The organism is Priestia sp. FSL H7-0729, assembly GCF_038005685.1.
In the GTDB taxonomy this organism is placed as follows: domain Bacteria; phylum Bacillota; class Bacilli; order Paenibacillales; family Paenibacillaceae; genus Paenibacillus.
In genome coordinates this window covers 37,321-53,320 of record NZ_JBBOTQ010000005.1, presented here as the reverse complement: position 1 = coordinate 53,320, position 16,000 = coordinate 37,321, and the positions used below count along the sequence as shown (strand labels likewise).

Below are 16,000 nucleotides of genomic sequence, written 5' to 3'. Positions count from 1 at the left end.
GAATCGCGGATACCGGCAAAATCGCTACATTAATGCAGCTCATTATCGGAAAAAGAAACCCTTAAAATCGGGTGGAAACCCCGTAAAATTACATTACGCTTGAATGCTTTGAACCAATTCAACGACTTGTTCAGCCGTTTGCATATCCAGAGCTTTAGCAGCCAGTTCCTGCATATCCGCACGGGACAGCTTGGTGATCTGACTACGAGCTGGCAGAATGGATGTTGCGCTCATGCTGAACTCATCCAATCCAAGGCCGAGCAGCAATGGAATTGCTGTTTCGTCTCCTGCCATCTCACCGCACATGCCAACCCATTTGCCTTCACGATGTGCTGCATCGATAACCATTTTAACCAAACGCAAAATGGCTGGGTTGTAAGGTTGGTACAGATAAGACACTCGTTCGTTCATACGGTCAGCAGCCATTGTGTATTGAATCAGATCGTTCGTTCCGATACTGAAGAAATCCACTTCTTTTGCAAACTGATCCGCCAGAACTGCAGTCGAAGGAATTTCGACCATGATTCCGAGTTGAATGCTGTCAGAAACAGCAATACCTTCAGCAACCAGCTTCTCTTTCTCTTCGAGCAAGACAGCTTTTGCTTCACGGAATTCACCAAGCGTTGCGATCATTGGGAACATGACACGCAGATTTCCATGTACGCTTGCACGCAGCAATGCACGCAATTGTGTACGGAAGATATCCAGACGGTCCAGACACAGACGAACTGCGCGGAAGCCGAGGAATGGATTCATTTCTTTTGGCAGATCCAGGTATGGAAGCTCTTTGTCCCCACCGATGTCGAGTGTACGAACAACAACAGGTTTGCCTTCCATTTTTTCCAGTACCGCTTTGTAAGCATTATACTGAATGTCTTCGGAAGGAAGCTTGTCTCTGCCCATGTACAAGAACTCGGTACGGTACAAGCCTACAGCCTCGCCACCGTTCTCAAGAACACCTGTTACATCATTTGGTGTACCGATGTTGGCTGCAAGTTCAACATGAACATTGTCCACGGTTACCGTTGGCTCATCACGCAGTTTTCTCCACTCTGCACGTTGTGCATCATACTGTTCCTGTTTGGTACGGTATTCTGCAATAACCTCATCAGTAGGGTTAACCAGTACGTGACCATCCAGACCGTCAACAATGATCATATCGCCTTGTTTCGCTTGAGCCAAGATGTCCTTGGTTCCAACAACAGCTGGAATTTCAAGAGAGCGAGCCATAATCGCTGAGTGAGAAGTACGTCCACCAATGTTGGTTGCAAAACCTTTAACAAATTGGCGGTTCAATTGAGCCGTGTCGGAAGGCGTCAGATCCTCCGCCAGCACGATTACTTCTTCATTAATTTCAGCCGGACTCATGAAGTCGATACCAAGCAAGTGATTTAGCACACGTTTGGTAACGTCACGCATATCTGCTGCACGTTCCTGTAGGTATGCACTCTTCATGTTCTCAAACATGGAGATAAATTGCGATGCCGTTTCGTTCAAAGCATATTCTGCATTGATCATATCATCTGCAATTCTAGCTTTAACCGGATCAATCAGTTCCGGGTCATTCAGAATGAGCAAATGCGAAGCAAAAATCTCAGCTTTTTTCTCGCCAAGCTCTTGTAAGGTACGCTCTTTGATCGCCTCAAGCTCAGCCTGGGATTTACCCAGAGCCGAGTCGAGTTTTGCGATCTCTGCGTCAACGTCGTTAATTTGGCGTTTTTCTACAGAGTAGTCAGGATGCTCCAAGATAAACGCCTTGGCGATAGCAATACCCGCCGAAGCCGCGATCCCAGAGACATTAAGCATTAATTTCGCCCAACCCTTCGTTAACCATAACGTCAGTCAAAGCTTGAAGAGCTTCAGCTTCGCCTTCGCCTTCAACGATGATGCTGATGGTGTCGCCTTGTTCCAATCCGAGGGAAAGAACACCCAGGATGGATTTCAAAGTTACTTTTTTACCGTTAGCTTCTGCAAAGGATTCTGCACCTTTGAATTTGTTTGCTGTATTAACCAGGGCTGTCGCCGGACGTGCGTGGATACCATCTTCGTCTGTAATTCTGAATGTTTGTTGCATTACAATCATCTCACTTTCAGTAGTTTGGTTTAGGCATTGCATATATTTACACTTGCTTGCCATCGTCGTAACACTTCTTATTTTATCTCAATGATTGGCTGATCGCCAACTTTCAGCACTCCACTCTTCTTCAGGGTTACCGTGGAGCCTTCTGGCAGGTTGGTGAAGATAACTGGTGAAATGATCGATGGAGCGTTCGCTTTGACATACTCCAGATCGACTTCCATAATCGGCTGACCCGCCGATACCAGATCACCTTCCTGTACCAGTACGTTAAAGCCTTGACCCTTCAGCTTCACCGTATTGACACCTATATGAACAAGCACTTCCTTGCCTCCGTCGGACATGATGCCCACGGCATGTTTGCTTGGAAATACATTAAACACTTTACCATACACAGGAGAAGTTATTGTGCCATCATGTGGCAAAATTGCGAAACCATCACCTGTCATTTTTTCAGCAAACACTGGATCAGGTACATTCGTAATGTCCATCAACTCACCATTGACTGGCATGACGATGTCCTCAGCAACGATACGCTCGCCTTGTTCACCTTGTGCCTTCTCCTCTTCAGGAGTTGGTTTGGTTGCTACTGGCGTTGGTGCTGGTGTTCGTCCTGCAATAATATCCTGCATTTGAGATTTGATCGTGTCGGAACGCGTTCCGAAGATGGCTTGAACATTATTACCCACTTCAAGCACACCAGATGCACCCAATTGTTTCAAACGATCTTTTTTCACATTGGATTTCTCATTAACTTCAATCCGCAAACGAGTAATACAAGCGTCCAGATGTTTGATATTCTCTTTGCCACCAAAAGCTTCGAGAATGTTATGAGGCAGGTCATCCGTTGAACCAGATCCTCCACCAGATTCGGTTTCAGGCGTTGCTTCTTCACGTCCTGGTGTTTTGAGATTGAATTTGCGGATGATAAATCGGAAACCGAAGTAATAGATTACCGCAAGAATCAATCCGACAATAATAACGTCCCACCATGGTGTACGGTTCGGAATAATACCAAAGATCAGGAAGTCAATGAACCCACCGGAGAAGGTCATCCCGATCTTAACACCCAGAATTTGCATGGTCATGAAAGACAAACCTGCAAAGATACAGTGCACTGCAAACAGAATTGGTGCTACAAACAGGAACGAGAACTCAAGTGGTTCTGTGATACCTGTCAGGAACGAGGTCAGCGCAGCTGAACCCATGATACCTGCAACATACTTTTTGTGTTCTGGTCTTGCTTCATGGTACATCGCAAGAGCGGCCGCTGGCAAACCAAACATCATGAACGGGAATTTACCAACTTGGAACGTTCCCGCTGTGAGGTTCACACCATCACGCAATTGATTGAAGAAGATTTGCTGATCACCACGAATGACATCTCCAGCTTTGTTCACGTACTCACCGAACTCAAACCAGAATGGAGAGTAGAAAATGTGGTGAAGACCAAACGGAATTAGTGACCGTTCCACAACTCCGAAGATGAATGCTGACAATGTCGGGCTTGTATCTACCATGAAGTGAGATACAGCATTCAACCCATTTTGAATCGGTGGCCAGATCACCACGAGAAGTAACCCAAGCAAGAGGGATACAACCGAAGTGATAATCGGAACGAATCGTTTACCAGCAAAGAAACCCAGGTAAGACGGCAGTTCGATTTTGAAAAATCGATTGTAACACAGCGCGGCGGCGATACCTATGATAATACCTCCGAACACGCCTGTACTTAATGTTGGGATACCCAAAATGCTGGCATAGCCTGGCACTTCACCGATCATTGCCGGAGTAACCCCTACCGCGGTACCCAGTGTGACGTTCATAACCAGATAACCGATGATGGCCGCGAGACCTGCAACCCCTTCGCCACCAGCCAATCCGACGGCTACACCGACGGCGAACAGCAATGCCAGATTATCGAATACGATCTGACCCGCGTTCATCATAATTGTTGCGATCGAATTCACCCAAGGGGTGTCGAGCGCCGTTACATATTGCAAGAAATCTGGATTAACCAGCATGTTACCGATTCCGAGCAGCAATCCTGCCGCTGGCAGAATGGCTACAGGTAACATAAGAGCTTTACCAACTCTTTGCAATACACCAAAAAGCTTTTTAAACATCGCGTCGTATCTCCCTTTCGTCTAAGTTTGTATGTCGTGATGCAAGCAAGGAAACACAAAAAAGGCATGAATTAATAAAGTTAACTGTGCCAACCTTGGGGTATAGCATACCCTGTACAAGGAAAGAACAATCACACTTTAATTAACTCATGCCTGATCGAGTCAGTAACACGTCGCTTATGTTTATTCAGTTGCTTGATTACGGAAACCATTGTAGCACCAGTTCTAATCTATTGCAAGCCTTTACACCAAAAAAATCATTTTGGCATTCCATCACTGGAATGATTTCACTTATTCTCTTCTTCCTTCCGTTGATTTAGCCGTTGCAGATGAATGGTCAAATACCCTACTTCGGCAGGGTAAACTGGAAGCTTCAGTCTTTTCTCCATCACTTTGGTCAGTTTCCATGCAAGCGAGTACATTTCGGGATACTCCAACTTAAGCAGAGAATCCAACTTATGAAGTTCTTCCACTTTGTCTCCACGGCGAACACGCTCAAGAGCGAAACGAAGATGAGTCAGCAAACGCGAGTAATCAAGCGATTCCGTTTCAAACGAATAATCGAGTTGATCGGACACCAGGTTCACCAAATCAGTGATCAACTGTGAATGTTCACGTACCTGGGATATATTTTGATTGGTCATTGCACTATAGATATGAAGGGCAACAAAACCAATCTCGTCCATCCCCAAATCAACGCCCATTTTCTCTTTGATCAGACGAACAGCGTAATCCGCCATTCGATATTCTTCAGGATAAATCTCGCGGGTTTCATATAAAAATGGATTTTGTATGACAATGCCCTGCTCCTTGCGTTTTAACGCGAAAGAAATATGATCGGTTAATGCAATATGGATATGTTCATTCAGAGGAACATCCGTACGCTCTGCAATATACGTAATAACTTCGTTAATAATCTCGATCAGTGCTTCATCCACCTGTGGAAGAAGCTGTTTGTACTGCTCTTGCTCCTGCTGGTTTTTCAAAATGAACATTTTCTCCACAGCCATCAATGGAATGTGATCACTCGGCTTTCGGTTAAAGCCAATGCCTTTACCAATAACAACGACTTCCCCGTGTTCAGGATGCTGTGCAATGATTACATTATTATTTAGCGCTTTATCTACATGCAGGCTGCTCATTGTTTGCACCTCTTTTTTCACACCTTCTTAGGTGCGATTAAGTCACACCCTGTTACGAACGAAAAGACACCCGGAGCGGGCAAACCGCGCCGGACGTCTCGCTTAAAAAGTAACAAAAATTCGCCTTAAGGTCAATAGAGCAACCATGCAAGATTCGAAGTGCTTCTTACTCGTCAACTCCAGCTTTTTCCACAATCTTGTCGATTATAGAAGGAGTTGTAACAGCCTCGCTCTGTTGAATGGCAACTGGGGCAGGTGATTTGGACTTGGTAAGGCCCTTGATCAGCTGTTCTACATCAATGCCGGATACGCTCTTAAGCATCTCTGGAGCCGTCGCCATAAGTTCGGTAACATAGTTACTTACTCGTGTGGCACCTTCACCCTTACCTGTATCTACCACCGTCAGTTTATCAATAGATGCAATTGGCTCTGCAATTTTGCCAGCCAATTCAGGCAGCATTTTGACAATGATATCGAGTACAGCCGCTTCGCCAAACTTCTGGAACGCCTCGGCCAGTTTTTCCTTCGCTTCTGCTTCTGCAAGTCCCTTCAAACGAATAACTTCGGAGTCCGCTGTACCTTTTGCAAGTTCAGCATCCGCCATAGCCTGACCTTCAAGTCGCTTCTGTTCAGCTGTTGCTTTGGCGTGTGTTTCAATGGAGTACTGTACTGCATCTGCTTCACGCATTCTTTTAGCTTTGTCTGCTTCGGCAGCCTGCTCTACTGCATAACGATCTGCTTCTGCCTTTTTCTTCACTTCGGCGTCATATTGCTTCTCACGTACGATGATTTCCTTAGCCTGGAGGTCAATTTCCCGTTCCTTACGAACGAGTTCAACCTTCATTTCCTCTTCGACTACGGTTTGTCTGGCACGTGCTTCATGGATATGGTATGCCTGATCGGCTTCCGCTTTGGCTGTATCCTGATCCCGCTTAAACGTGGCTACTTTCAGTTCCTTCTCTTTGGCAGCCTCGGCGATATTGGTATCCCGCAGCAACTCTGCTTTTTGCCCCTGCTCTTCCGCATTGGCCTTCTGAATACGCGCATCACGCATCGCTTCCGCTTCAGCAATCTCGGCATCCCGCTTCACTGCTGCAATTCTCGGTTTACCGAGAGCATCCAGGTAGCCCTGTTTGTCACGAACATCCTTGATGGTAAAGGAGACAATTTGCAGACCCATTTTCTTCAGATCTCTAGCGGCTACGCCTTGAACCTCTTGTGCAAACCGATCCCGGTTCCGATATACTTCTTCCACTGTCATTGTACCGAGAATGGCCCGCAAATGCCCCTCCAGTACCTCCTGTGCTTCGCTTCTCAGCGCTTCTACAGGTTTACCGATGAATTGCTCAGCTGCCGTAGCAACGTCCTCTACAGCGCCACCAACCTTGATAATAGCGACACCGTCTGCAATTACTGGAACACCTTGCTCCGTGTACACTTCGGGTGTGGAGACATCTAGCTTGTGTGACAACAAGGAGATAAACTCGGATTGCTGGAATACGGGCAGGATAAATGCACCGCCACCACGAACAATCTTAATTTTCCGGCCAGAATCATCATCAGATATATTTTTGCTACCCAAGAATGATCCTGTAACGATCATCGCTTCATCCGGTCCAACCGTTTTGTATCTCGCCCAAAAAGCCAGACCTAAAATCAGTATGACAGCAACCACAACTATAGGAATCAACAATACATCCCAATTCAAATTCAAATTTTCCATTCCACATCTCTCCCCTTAATTAATCATGATGAGTGCTTAAGCTACTTAAGTGGTAAAAATACGTTATAAATCTTTAAGTACATTTTCATCCCATTCCGACACACGCAATACACCATCTACAACATCCACTACAACTACACGGGCTCCCACCGCAATGGGGAGGTGTTCAAAACTGGATGCCGTTTGAATCGTGCTACCGGATGCAAAGCGGATCATCACTTCGCCAAAACCTTTTTCCGGCACCGGAATGGTAATTTCCCCAATTTTCCCGGATAACTCTTTCATTGAAAATGCAATGGAGACATCGCTGTTACGCATCGGTTTGATATATGCGAAGAATACCAGCATGGCTGCAGCAATACCTATAAGCAGGGATAATATTAGACCCGACATCGCACTTAATGAACTATAACGTGTCAGCATTATGCCTGCCCCACCGAAGGTTGTAATGGAACCAGCTAGCACAACGGGTTTGAAAAAATCAAGACCTGGCATTTCGAAGGCTCCGTCCAGCAAGCCGTCAATCAAGTCACCCAGCACAAGGCTGACAACCGCAAATATTGCTCCTCCGATTAGACACCCCCAATAAATTGTCTCCATCCCCTGTTCCTCCTCTCCTCTGCCGCAAATTCATCCTAACTGAGCATTCCACATGTAAATAAATACGTAGCTAACATCAAAATGTTTCAAAATCTTTCCTCAATTGTATTCTGAAACCGATAATGGGTATTATCACGACATTCTGTTCCTCTTGCTCCATGTTCCTCCATCATTCACGTGTACAGCCCGAATACATGAAAAAAACCGCAAGCCCCTATGAAGGAGACTTGCGGTTATTGGACAACAGGATGTGTCCGTTCACTTGTAAGTGATTATAGAATTAAAGAGAAGCTTTGTAGATGGATACAACATCTTCCCGTTGCAGTTTCTTGAAGTTACCAAATGGACCAAACAGCATAGCTTTATCAGCCATAACATCGATCTGGCTATCATCGATATCATAATCAGCCAAACGGTTAGGGGCACCAATGGATGTCCAGAATTTACTGAGTGCATCGATACCTTCTTCAGCAATCTGTCTGTCCGACTTGCCTTCAGGATTCACTTCGAATACATTGATCGCCAGACGTTTGAATCGATCCACATTGACATCCAGATTATGTTTCATCCAGTGTGGGAACAAGATCGCCAGTCCGCCACCATGCGGGATATCATATACTGCGGATACCGCGTGTTCGATATTATGTGTTGCCCAGTCTCCTGCAAGACCCATATTCAGCACGCCATTCAGTGCCATTGTTCCGCAATACAGAATCGTTTCGCGCAGTTCATAGTTCTCCAGATCTTCAACCAGACGCGGTGCTGCTTCCATGACAGTACGCAGAATCGTCTCACAGAAGCCAAGTTGAACCGGTGTGTTGGCATCCAGATGGAAGTAATGCTCCAATACGTGGGACATCATATCCACCATACCATATACCGTTTGGTCCAGTGGAACAGTGTATGTATTCACCGGATCCAAGATGGAGAATGCAGGGAATGAATATGCGCTACCCCAACCTAATTTTTCTTGTGTATCCTGATTCGTAATAACTGAACCTGAGTTCATCTCCGAACCCGTTGCTGCCATCGTTAATACGGTACCAAGCGGAAGAGCGTCCTGTGCAACGGCTTTGCGCTGAGCAAAATCCCACATGTCGCCATCATATTTAGCACCTACAGCAATCGCTTTGGAGCAGTCCAGTACACTACCGCCACCTACAGCGAGGATCAAGTCGATGTTATTGGTTTTGCAAAGGTCTACCCCTTTGTGCACCGTAGAAAGACGTGGGTTAGGTTCAACGCCTGCCAGTTCAGTCACTTCTGCTCCGGCTTCCTTAAGCAATCCGATCACTTGATCGTACAGCCCACTGCGTTTGATACTGCCGCCACCATATACAAGTAGAACCCGTTTACCGTATTTCGGCACTTCTGTCTTTAATGCTTCCAGTTGTCCTTTACCGAATATCAGACGGGTTGGATTATAGAATTGGAAAGATCTCATATCTATTGTCGCCTCCAATGGAGTTTAGAATTTTTAGTGCAACTCCAATTATAGTACCCCGTTTATAGAAAAACAAATCGATAGCCACTCACTTTATAACAATCCGTTAATCTCCAAATGTGCTCTAAACATCTCGCTCGTTGAAGGCAAATCCTCAGCGTCCACCCATGTTTCATGCTCCCATAACCCAGCCTGTTTGAATGCTCGCGGACAATGAATAAAACACTCTTCCACATCCACAATGACAGCTGCACCTATGGTTTTACCACTCCACCCCATGCTCGCAATGAATTCTTCATCCTTGGTGATGGATGCTGTACCGTTGATACGCAGCACTTCATTCATTCCCGGAATCAGAAAGAGCATACCGATACCTGGGTCAGACAGGATGTTAAGCAAGGAGTCTATCCGTCGATTGCCTGGGCGTTCTGGATAAACGAGTCGATATGTATCATACACTTTTACGAACCCTGCTCCATCTCCCCGTGGAGACACATCACTTTTACCATTATGATCGGACGTGGAGAGGAAAAATAATGGTGACATGGATAAAAAATTCTGAACATGTGAATCCACAAATGAGATTGCCTTGTTACGCACATGTTCATGCGGTTCACCCACCATGCCTCGCAGTTCCTCAGGATCTGTAATCAACGGAATATCCAATACCTGCTTTTCCAAGTGATTAACCCCATTTCCTCAATTCATTGTGTGCTCTTGGACTTCTCTCCATTATAACTGGCTCGGGAGTTCATTCCAATGCGTACAAATGGTAAGAACGACCAAGAACACCCGCTCCTGATTGAGCGGGTGTGTTCTTGGGTTTGTTAATTATGTTGATTCCTATTCAGTTATTCAGTGTATCCCATGCTGCTTACAAAACGACGGAAAGCCTGGCGTCCTGCTTCATCATGTTTATAGACACCTGCATGTTCGAGAATCTCGGCAAATTTCAAGCCGACTTCCTGCTGTACGATGGAAATGGCTTGTTCCTTGTCCAAGTTAGGACCAAATCGTTCAATCAATTCTTCAGCCCAGCCCAGATGTTTGTTCAACACATGATCAGAAGCTTTGGCTGCCTCAGCAAGCTTGGCATCTCCAGCGAGAATATCCGCGATACTGTCCAGCTCTTCCTTCAAGCGACCTGGCAGAATGGCAAGTCCCATCACTTCGATTAGACCAATGTTCTCCTTCTTCAGATGGTGCATCTCACGGTGCGGGTGGAAAATACCTTCAGGATGCACATCATTTGTACGGTTGTTCCGCAAAACGAGATCCATCTCATAACCACCGTCTGCACTACGACGAACAATTGGTGTTACTGTATTGTGCGGTACCTGCTCACCGTCTAGTTCACTGAATGCTTCGATATCCACAGCTGAATCACTGTAAACCTTCCACGCCTCATACACTGCATTACCCGCTTCAAGTAACTCTGCAGGATCGTGTGAAGCCAGACGCATGACGGACATTGGCCATTTCACAAGACTCAATGTAAGTCCAGGTGCATCCGCATGGCGGAATACCGCCTCTGGCTGTGCATTTTGAATCGCAAACGTATGACGTCCGCCCTGGAAATGGTCATGTGTAAGAATAGAACCGCCAACGATCGGCAGATCTGCATTAGACCCGATAAAGTAATGCGGATACTCCCCAACAAAGGCAAGCAGCCTGCGCAGCGTATCTTTGGTCAGTTTCATCGGCACATGATCATGATGGAAAATAATGCAATGCTCGTTGTAGTACACATATGGCGAGTACTGGAACAACCAAGGCTCGTTATTAAGTTTCATCGGAATGACTCTCAAATTCTGGCGGGCTGGGTGATTCACCCGACCCGCATAGCCTACATTTTCACGACACAACTGGCATTTTGGATATACCGGTGGCGGAAGCAATTTCGCCATGGCAATTTCCTTGGGACTTTTCTCCGGTTTCGACAGGTTGATGGTAATTTCCATCTCTCCATAGGCCGTGTCCTGTGTCCAGTAGACGTTCTTCGAGATCCGATCCATCCGAATGTAGTTGGAGTTAATCGACAAGTCATAGAATTGGGATGTGGCCGCCTCAATGCCTTCCGTTTGCTCCGTGTGGCGGAAGGCGCGTACCACTTCGGATGGGCGTGCCATGAGATGACCCATGATTTTGGCATCCAGCAAATCACGGAACGTATCACTATTTTCAGGAATGAGTCCAATGGTAAATCCATAATCAATCAACGTATCCAGCATAGCCTGTGGGCCATCGGGCACAGTCGTGTCCAACTCACCGGCATAAGGCTCTGAGAATCCGAATTGTTCCAGCAAGAGGTTGCGGCTGTAATCCCAATCCGCTTCCTCGATTAATTGTTTCTGCAAGGCAAATGCAACCAGACGTTCAATGGCATGCAGTGCTTCCTGCTGCTCCGGTGTCCGCTCTGTGGCACCTGCTGCAATATGAGTCTGTGACATAAGGTGTTCGCCTCCTAGTTTTTTCCGTAGCCGTCAGGACGTGATTGGTGCCAGCTCCAAGCGCTTTGAATGACATCTTCCAGATTGGTCCATTTCGGATTCCATCCCAGGACAGATCTTGCTTTTGCAGATGAAGCTACCAGCACAGCCGGGTCACCTGCACGACGTGGCTCCTGTACAACCGGGATATCGAGACCAGTCACTTTTTTAGCTGTTTCGATCACTTGTTTCACCGAGAATCCTGTACCATTACCCAGGTTGAATACATTGCTGTTCTCACCTTTGCGAAGATAATCTACTGCACGCAGATGCGCATCAGCTAAGTCACTCACGTGGATATAGTCACGGATACATGTTCCATCTTCTGTTGCATAGTCGTCGCCAAACACAGCGATATGCGAGCGTTGTTTCAACGCCGTTTGTAGTACGAGTGGGATCAGGTGACTCTCCGGCTGGTGATCTTCACCAATTTTGCCGCTCTCATGCGCACCGGCTGCATTGAAGTAACGCAGGGACACGTACTTGATATCTTGAACTTTATCGAACCATGACATCATGCGTTCCATCATCAGCTTGGTTTCGCCGTATACGTTGGTTGGCTCCGTACGATCACTCTCTTCGATTGGCACTTTCTCAGGCTCACCGTAGGTCGCTGCCGTGGAAGAGAAGACGATGCGGCGTACGTTCGCTGCATTCATCGCTTCCAATAGACAGAGTGTACCAAACACGTTGTTGTCATAATATTTAACCGGGTCTTTCATACTCTCTCCTACGAGTGAGTTGGCTGCAAAGTGAATGACTGCATCGATCGAATTCTCAGCGAACAACTTCGCCAGAATTTCTTTGTCACGCAGATCTCCTTCATACAACTTACCGCCGAGCAACGCTTCACGATGCCCTGTCTGCAAGTTATCCAGTACAACAACCTCTTCTCCACGTTCCAACAATGCTGCTACCGTATGAGAACCAATATACCCTGCTCCACCTGTCACCAAAATTGCCATTTTACTTCGCCTCCTTCAATTCTTTAACACCGTCGCCTACACCGCATACATAGAAATCACCTTTGAGAGTGGTACGCGCTTCATATGCAGCGCCCACTTCGCTTACAAAACGCTCGACATCATTTTCATGCACCAGCGATACGGTACAACCTCCAAATCCTGCGCCAGTCATACGGGCACCAAGTGTTCCAGGAATCCGCTGAGCTTCTTCAACCATAACATCCAGCTCATCACAGCTTACTTCATACAAGTCACGAAGCGATTCATGAGAAGCGTTCATCAGCTTGCCGAAGGTTTCCAGATCATTACGCTGCAATGCTTCGACTGATGCGAGCACACGTGCGTTCTCTTCTACAACATGTTGTGCACGCTGTCTTACTTTCTCATCCTTGATCTGATCCTGTAGTGTTACGAACTGGTCTGGCGTCAATTGAGCCAGGTAATTCAGTGCAGGCAGCTGTTCCTTCAAGATGGCAAGTGCCTGCTCGCATTGGGAGCGACGTTCATTGTACGCGGAATCCACCAGACCACGGCGTTTGTTTGTGTTCCCGATGACCAATTTGTAAGAGCCTGTACGGAAAGGAACCTTTTCATATTCCAGTGTGTCACACATCAGCAGGATTGCATGATCCTGCGCACCGTTTGCGACCGCGAACTGATCCATGATTCCACAGTTGACGCCTACGAACTCATTTTCCGCTTTCTGGGACAGAAGCGCTAGTTGAACCGTATCAATATCCGTTACGCCCTCCAGAGACTGAATCGCGAATCCCGTGAGTACCTCCAGAGATGCAGATGATGAAAGTCCTGCCCCGTTCGGAATCTCCCCGTGGTACAGGAAGTCGTAGCCTTTTGTTACATTCACACCTTTGCCTTGCAATTCAACCATGACACCAACAGGATAATCGGTCCATTCTCCGGTTTTCTCTTTGCCAATAGTGGAAGTATCCAGTACACCTTCATAAGACATGTTCGTGGAAGCCAGTTGCAACTTGTTGTCCTGACGCTCACGGATAATCAATGTTGTTCCAAATTCCAGTGCTGCCGGAAGCACGTATCCACCGTTATAATCAATGTGCTCACCGATCAGATTCACACGCCCAGGGGCATGAAATACACGGATGTCCGCTCCACTCTCTCCGTACTTCTCAATAAACTTTTGTTTCAATTCAGTTACGTTCACTGCTGGTGCACCTCGCCTCGTTGTTGTGGTTTTCTTAATGTTATTATATAAGAAAGCGATGCCTCTTGTAATGCAACCATGTGTGTTTCATATGGATAAATGTGACCTTAAGGCGTATAATGATCGGAGCATCCCGGAAAGAAGGAAACAACTATGGCAGACCAATCCAACGCCAAGAAAGAATCCCTTGCATCTTCTAACGAAAAAATACAGGAATCACCTTCCGCTAAAAGCGGAGCACTCAGTTATTCGGTTTCCTCCAATCCGATCTATTATGAACAAGGGGCACTGCATGTCCTGTTTGCCGGCGCAAGCCAGACCCTTCCGGGTCACGCCCTCGGACCTAAATTGTTTGATTATTATCTGCTGCACTATGTAGAAAAAGGGGCGGGTACGTTCCGTACCGAACTGCACACCTACGAGTTATCCGCAGGTGATTGTTTCCTCATTCATCCCGGGCAACTGGTAAGCTACCAGTCTCATGCCCGCAACCCATGGCAATATCGCTGGATTGCCTTTACAGGCAGCCAGGCTGCACAGCATGCCGAGGAGGCAGGATTCCGCCCGGAGAAGTCCGTTTTTCATGCCGGACCCTCTTGTGGAATATCCGATTGGTTGTCCGTGATGCAGGATGCTTTTGCCGAGCGCAAAGAAAGCTCCCATTTCACATCATTGGGTACGTTATATATGATTCTAGCTGAAGCACAGAATCACCTTTCGCAGGGACAAACCTTAATTCCAGGCGAATCCTCCATCCGACGTACGGTGAAACAGATGATTCAATATATGTCCACCCAATATGCCTATCCTGTCTCCATTGAACAAATGTCTGCGAGTCTTGGCTACAACCGTGCGTATCTATCCCGTATTTTCAAACAGGAAACCGGACTTTCGCCAGTTACTTATCTGCTAAAACTGCGAATCGATAAGTCGCGTCAACTCCTCAGAGAACGCCCTGATCTGTCTATCGAACAGGTATCTGCATCGGTCGGACTGCCAGACGCGCTGTATTTCTCCAAACAGTTCAAACGATTTCACGGGGAAGCGCCCAGCCTGTATCGAGAGAAAATACTGTCCCGCCCACTACATCAGGGGTTACAGAAGAATGCTCAACAAAACAAACGGTGAGCAACATAACGGTCAAAGAATCATATACGACAAAAAGGTGCATTCCGCCAATATGGCTAAGATGCACCTTTTGCACGTTATTTATTTGTCATCCGGCTCCGGAGACAGAATGGATTCCACCCGTTCCAATTCCTCTGTAGAGAAATCCAGCTGGCTGAGTGCAGCCACATTCTCTTCAATCTGGGAAGGACGACTTGCGCCAATCAGCGCAGAAGTTACTCTGCCATTCCGCAGAACCCAGGAGAGTGCAAATTGGGCCAAGCTCTGACCCCGAGCTGCTGCAATCTGGTTCAAAGCGCGAACTTTGCGGAGCGTCTCAGGAGAGATGTTGTTCTCATTTAGAAATACCGATGGTCCTTTGGCGCGTGAATCTTCCGGGATGCCATTCAAGTATTTGTTCGTGAGCACACCTTGTGCCAACGGACAAAAGGCAATACTGCCTGTTCCATACTCATCCAGGACATCTTGCAGATCATCTTCAATCCAGCGATCCAGCAGCGAGTATTTCGGTTGATGGATTAACAGGGGCGTACCCAGACCTTTCAGAATCTCGGCGGCCTGTCTCGTCTGCTCTGCAGGGTAGTTGGAGATCCCTACATAAAGAGCTTTGCCCGAGCGAACAATATGATCCAGTGCCATCATTGTTTCTTCCAATGGCGTTTCAGGATCGTATCGATGAGAATAGAAAATATCCACATAATCCAGGCCCATACGCTTCAAGCTCTGATTCAGACTCGATACCAGATTTTTGCGTGAACCCCACTCGCCATAAGGACCAGGCCACATATAATATCCTGCTTTGGTGGAGATTACCAGTTCATCCCGATAAGGTTTCAGATCCTGGGCCAGTATCTGTCCAAAGAGTTGCTCTGCCGAACCTGCTGGTGGGCCATAATTGTTGGCAAGGTCAAAATGTGTAATCCCCAGATCAAATGATCGGGTAATCATATTACGGCCATTCTCAGCGTTATTGATACCGCCAAAATTATGCCACAGCCCCAGTGAAATCGCTGGCAGTTTCAAACCTGAACGCCCAACGCGGTTATATTTCATCGTTTCATAGCGAGTATCGCTTGCTACGTAGACCATTATGAATCCCTTCTTTCCCCAGGTTCCGCCTCTT

General features: G+C 46.8%; 13 protein-coding genes. 1 reads left to right on the top strand and 12 read right to left on the bottom strand.

From position 1 onward, the window contains the following. Positions 1-93: 93 nt before the first annotated feature. The 11 genes from ptsP to MHH93_RS13445 form a co-directional block, all read right to left on the bottom strand. On the bottom strand, positions 94-1,806 hold the full coding sequence (gene ptsP / locus MHH93_RS13495) for a phosphoenolpyruvate--protein phosphotransferase (protein ID WP_500054426.1): 1,713 nt from the start codon (positions 1,804-1,806) through the stop codon (positions 94-96). After that, on the bottom strand, positions 1,799-2,074 hold the full coding sequence (locus tag MHH93_RS13490; RefSeq protein ID WP_036617010.1) for an HPr family phosphocarrier protein: 276 nt from the start codon (positions 2,072-2,074) through the stop codon (positions 1,799-1,801). Before MHH93_RS13490 ends, ptsP begins: the two co-directional genes overlap by 8 nt. A 77-nt stretch (positions 2,075-2,151) precedes the next feature. Next, entirely contained in the window at positions 2,152-4,203 is a 2,052-nt protein-coding gene (gene ptsG / locus MHH93_RS13485) for a glucose-specific PTS transporter subunit IIBC (protein ID WP_500054425.1), read from the bottom strand. A gap of 287 nt (positions 4,204-4,490) precedes the next feature. Beyond that, complete coding sequence (gene glcT, locus MHH93_RS13480; RefSeq protein WP_500054424.1) at positions 4,491-5,345, bottom strand: glucose PTS transporter transcription antiterminator GlcT; 855 nt, start codon at positions 5,343-5,345, stop codon at positions 4,491-4,493. A 166-nt stretch (positions 5,346-5,511) separates the two neighbouring features. Then, positions 5,512-7,068, bottom strand: coding sequence for a flotillin lipid rafts scaffold protein FloT (gene floT / locus MHH93_RS13475; RefSeq protein ID WP_500054423.1), 1,557 nt, complete (start codon positions 7,066-7,068; stop codon positions 5,512-5,514). Between the two features lie 63 nt (positions 7,069-7,131). Next, positions 7,132-7,668 (bottom strand): NfeD family membrane protein, encoded by a 537-nt coding sequence (locus MHH93_RS13470; protein ID WP_440390296.1) that lies wholly within the window; start codon positions 7,666-7,668, stop codon positions 7,132-7,134. A 280-nt stretch (positions 7,669-7,948) separates the two neighbouring features. Then, positions 7,949-9,112: an iron-containing alcohol dehydrogenase gene (locus MHH93_RS13465; protein ID WP_047844049.1), complete on the bottom strand. Its 1,164-nt coding sequence runs from the start codon at positions 9,110-9,112 to the stop codon at positions 7,949-7,951. A gap of 93 nt (positions 9,113-9,205) precedes the next feature. Continuing rightward, on the bottom strand, positions 9,206-9,793 hold the full coding sequence (locus MHH93_RS13460) for an MSMEG_1061 family FMN-dependent PPOX-type flavoprotein (RefSeq protein ID WP_500054422.1): 588 nt from the start codon (positions 9,791-9,793) through the stop codon (positions 9,206-9,208). A 170-nt stretch (positions 9,794-9,963) separates the two neighbouring features. Beyond that, positions 9,964-11,562: a UDP-glucose--hexose-1-phosphate uridylyltransferase gene (locus tag MHH93_RS13455; protein WP_500054421.1), complete on the bottom strand. Its 1,599-nt coding sequence runs from the start codon at positions 11,560-11,562 to the stop codon at positions 9,964-9,966. 14 nt (positions 11,563-11,576) lie between these two features. After that, positions 11,577-12,566 (bottom strand): UDP-glucose 4-epimerase GalE, encoded by a 990-nt coding sequence (gene galE / locus MHH93_RS13450; protein WP_091020409.1) that lies wholly within the window; start codon positions 12,564-12,566, stop codon positions 11,577-11,579. Between the two features lies 1 nt (position 12,567). Continuing rightward, the gene (locus tag MHH93_RS13445; RefSeq protein WP_500054420.1) at positions 12,568-13,749 is read right to left on the bottom strand and encodes a galactokinase; all 1,182 of its coding nucleotides are present in this window, start codon (positions 13,747-13,749) and stop codon (positions 12,568-12,570) included. A gap of 153 nt (positions 13,750-13,902) precedes the next feature. On the opposite strand from MHH93_RS13445, the gene MHH93_RS13440 reads away from it, so the two are divergent. Beyond that, positions 13,903-14,877, top strand: a complete 975-nt coding sequence (locus MHH93_RS13440; protein ID WP_500054419.1) for an AraC family transcriptional regulator — start codon at positions 13,903-13,905, stop codon at positions 14,875-14,877. Positions 14,878-14,958: 81 nt separating this feature from the next. On the opposite strand, the gene mgrA is transcribed toward MHH93_RS13440, so the two are convergent. Continuing rightward, on the bottom strand, positions 14,959-15,966 hold the full coding sequence (gene mgrA, locus MHH93_RS13435) for an L-glyceraldehyde 3-phosphate reductase (RefSeq protein ID WP_500054418.1): 1,008 nt from the start codon (positions 15,964-15,966) through the stop codon (positions 14,959-14,961). Positions 15,967-16,000: the final 34 nt, after the last annotated feature.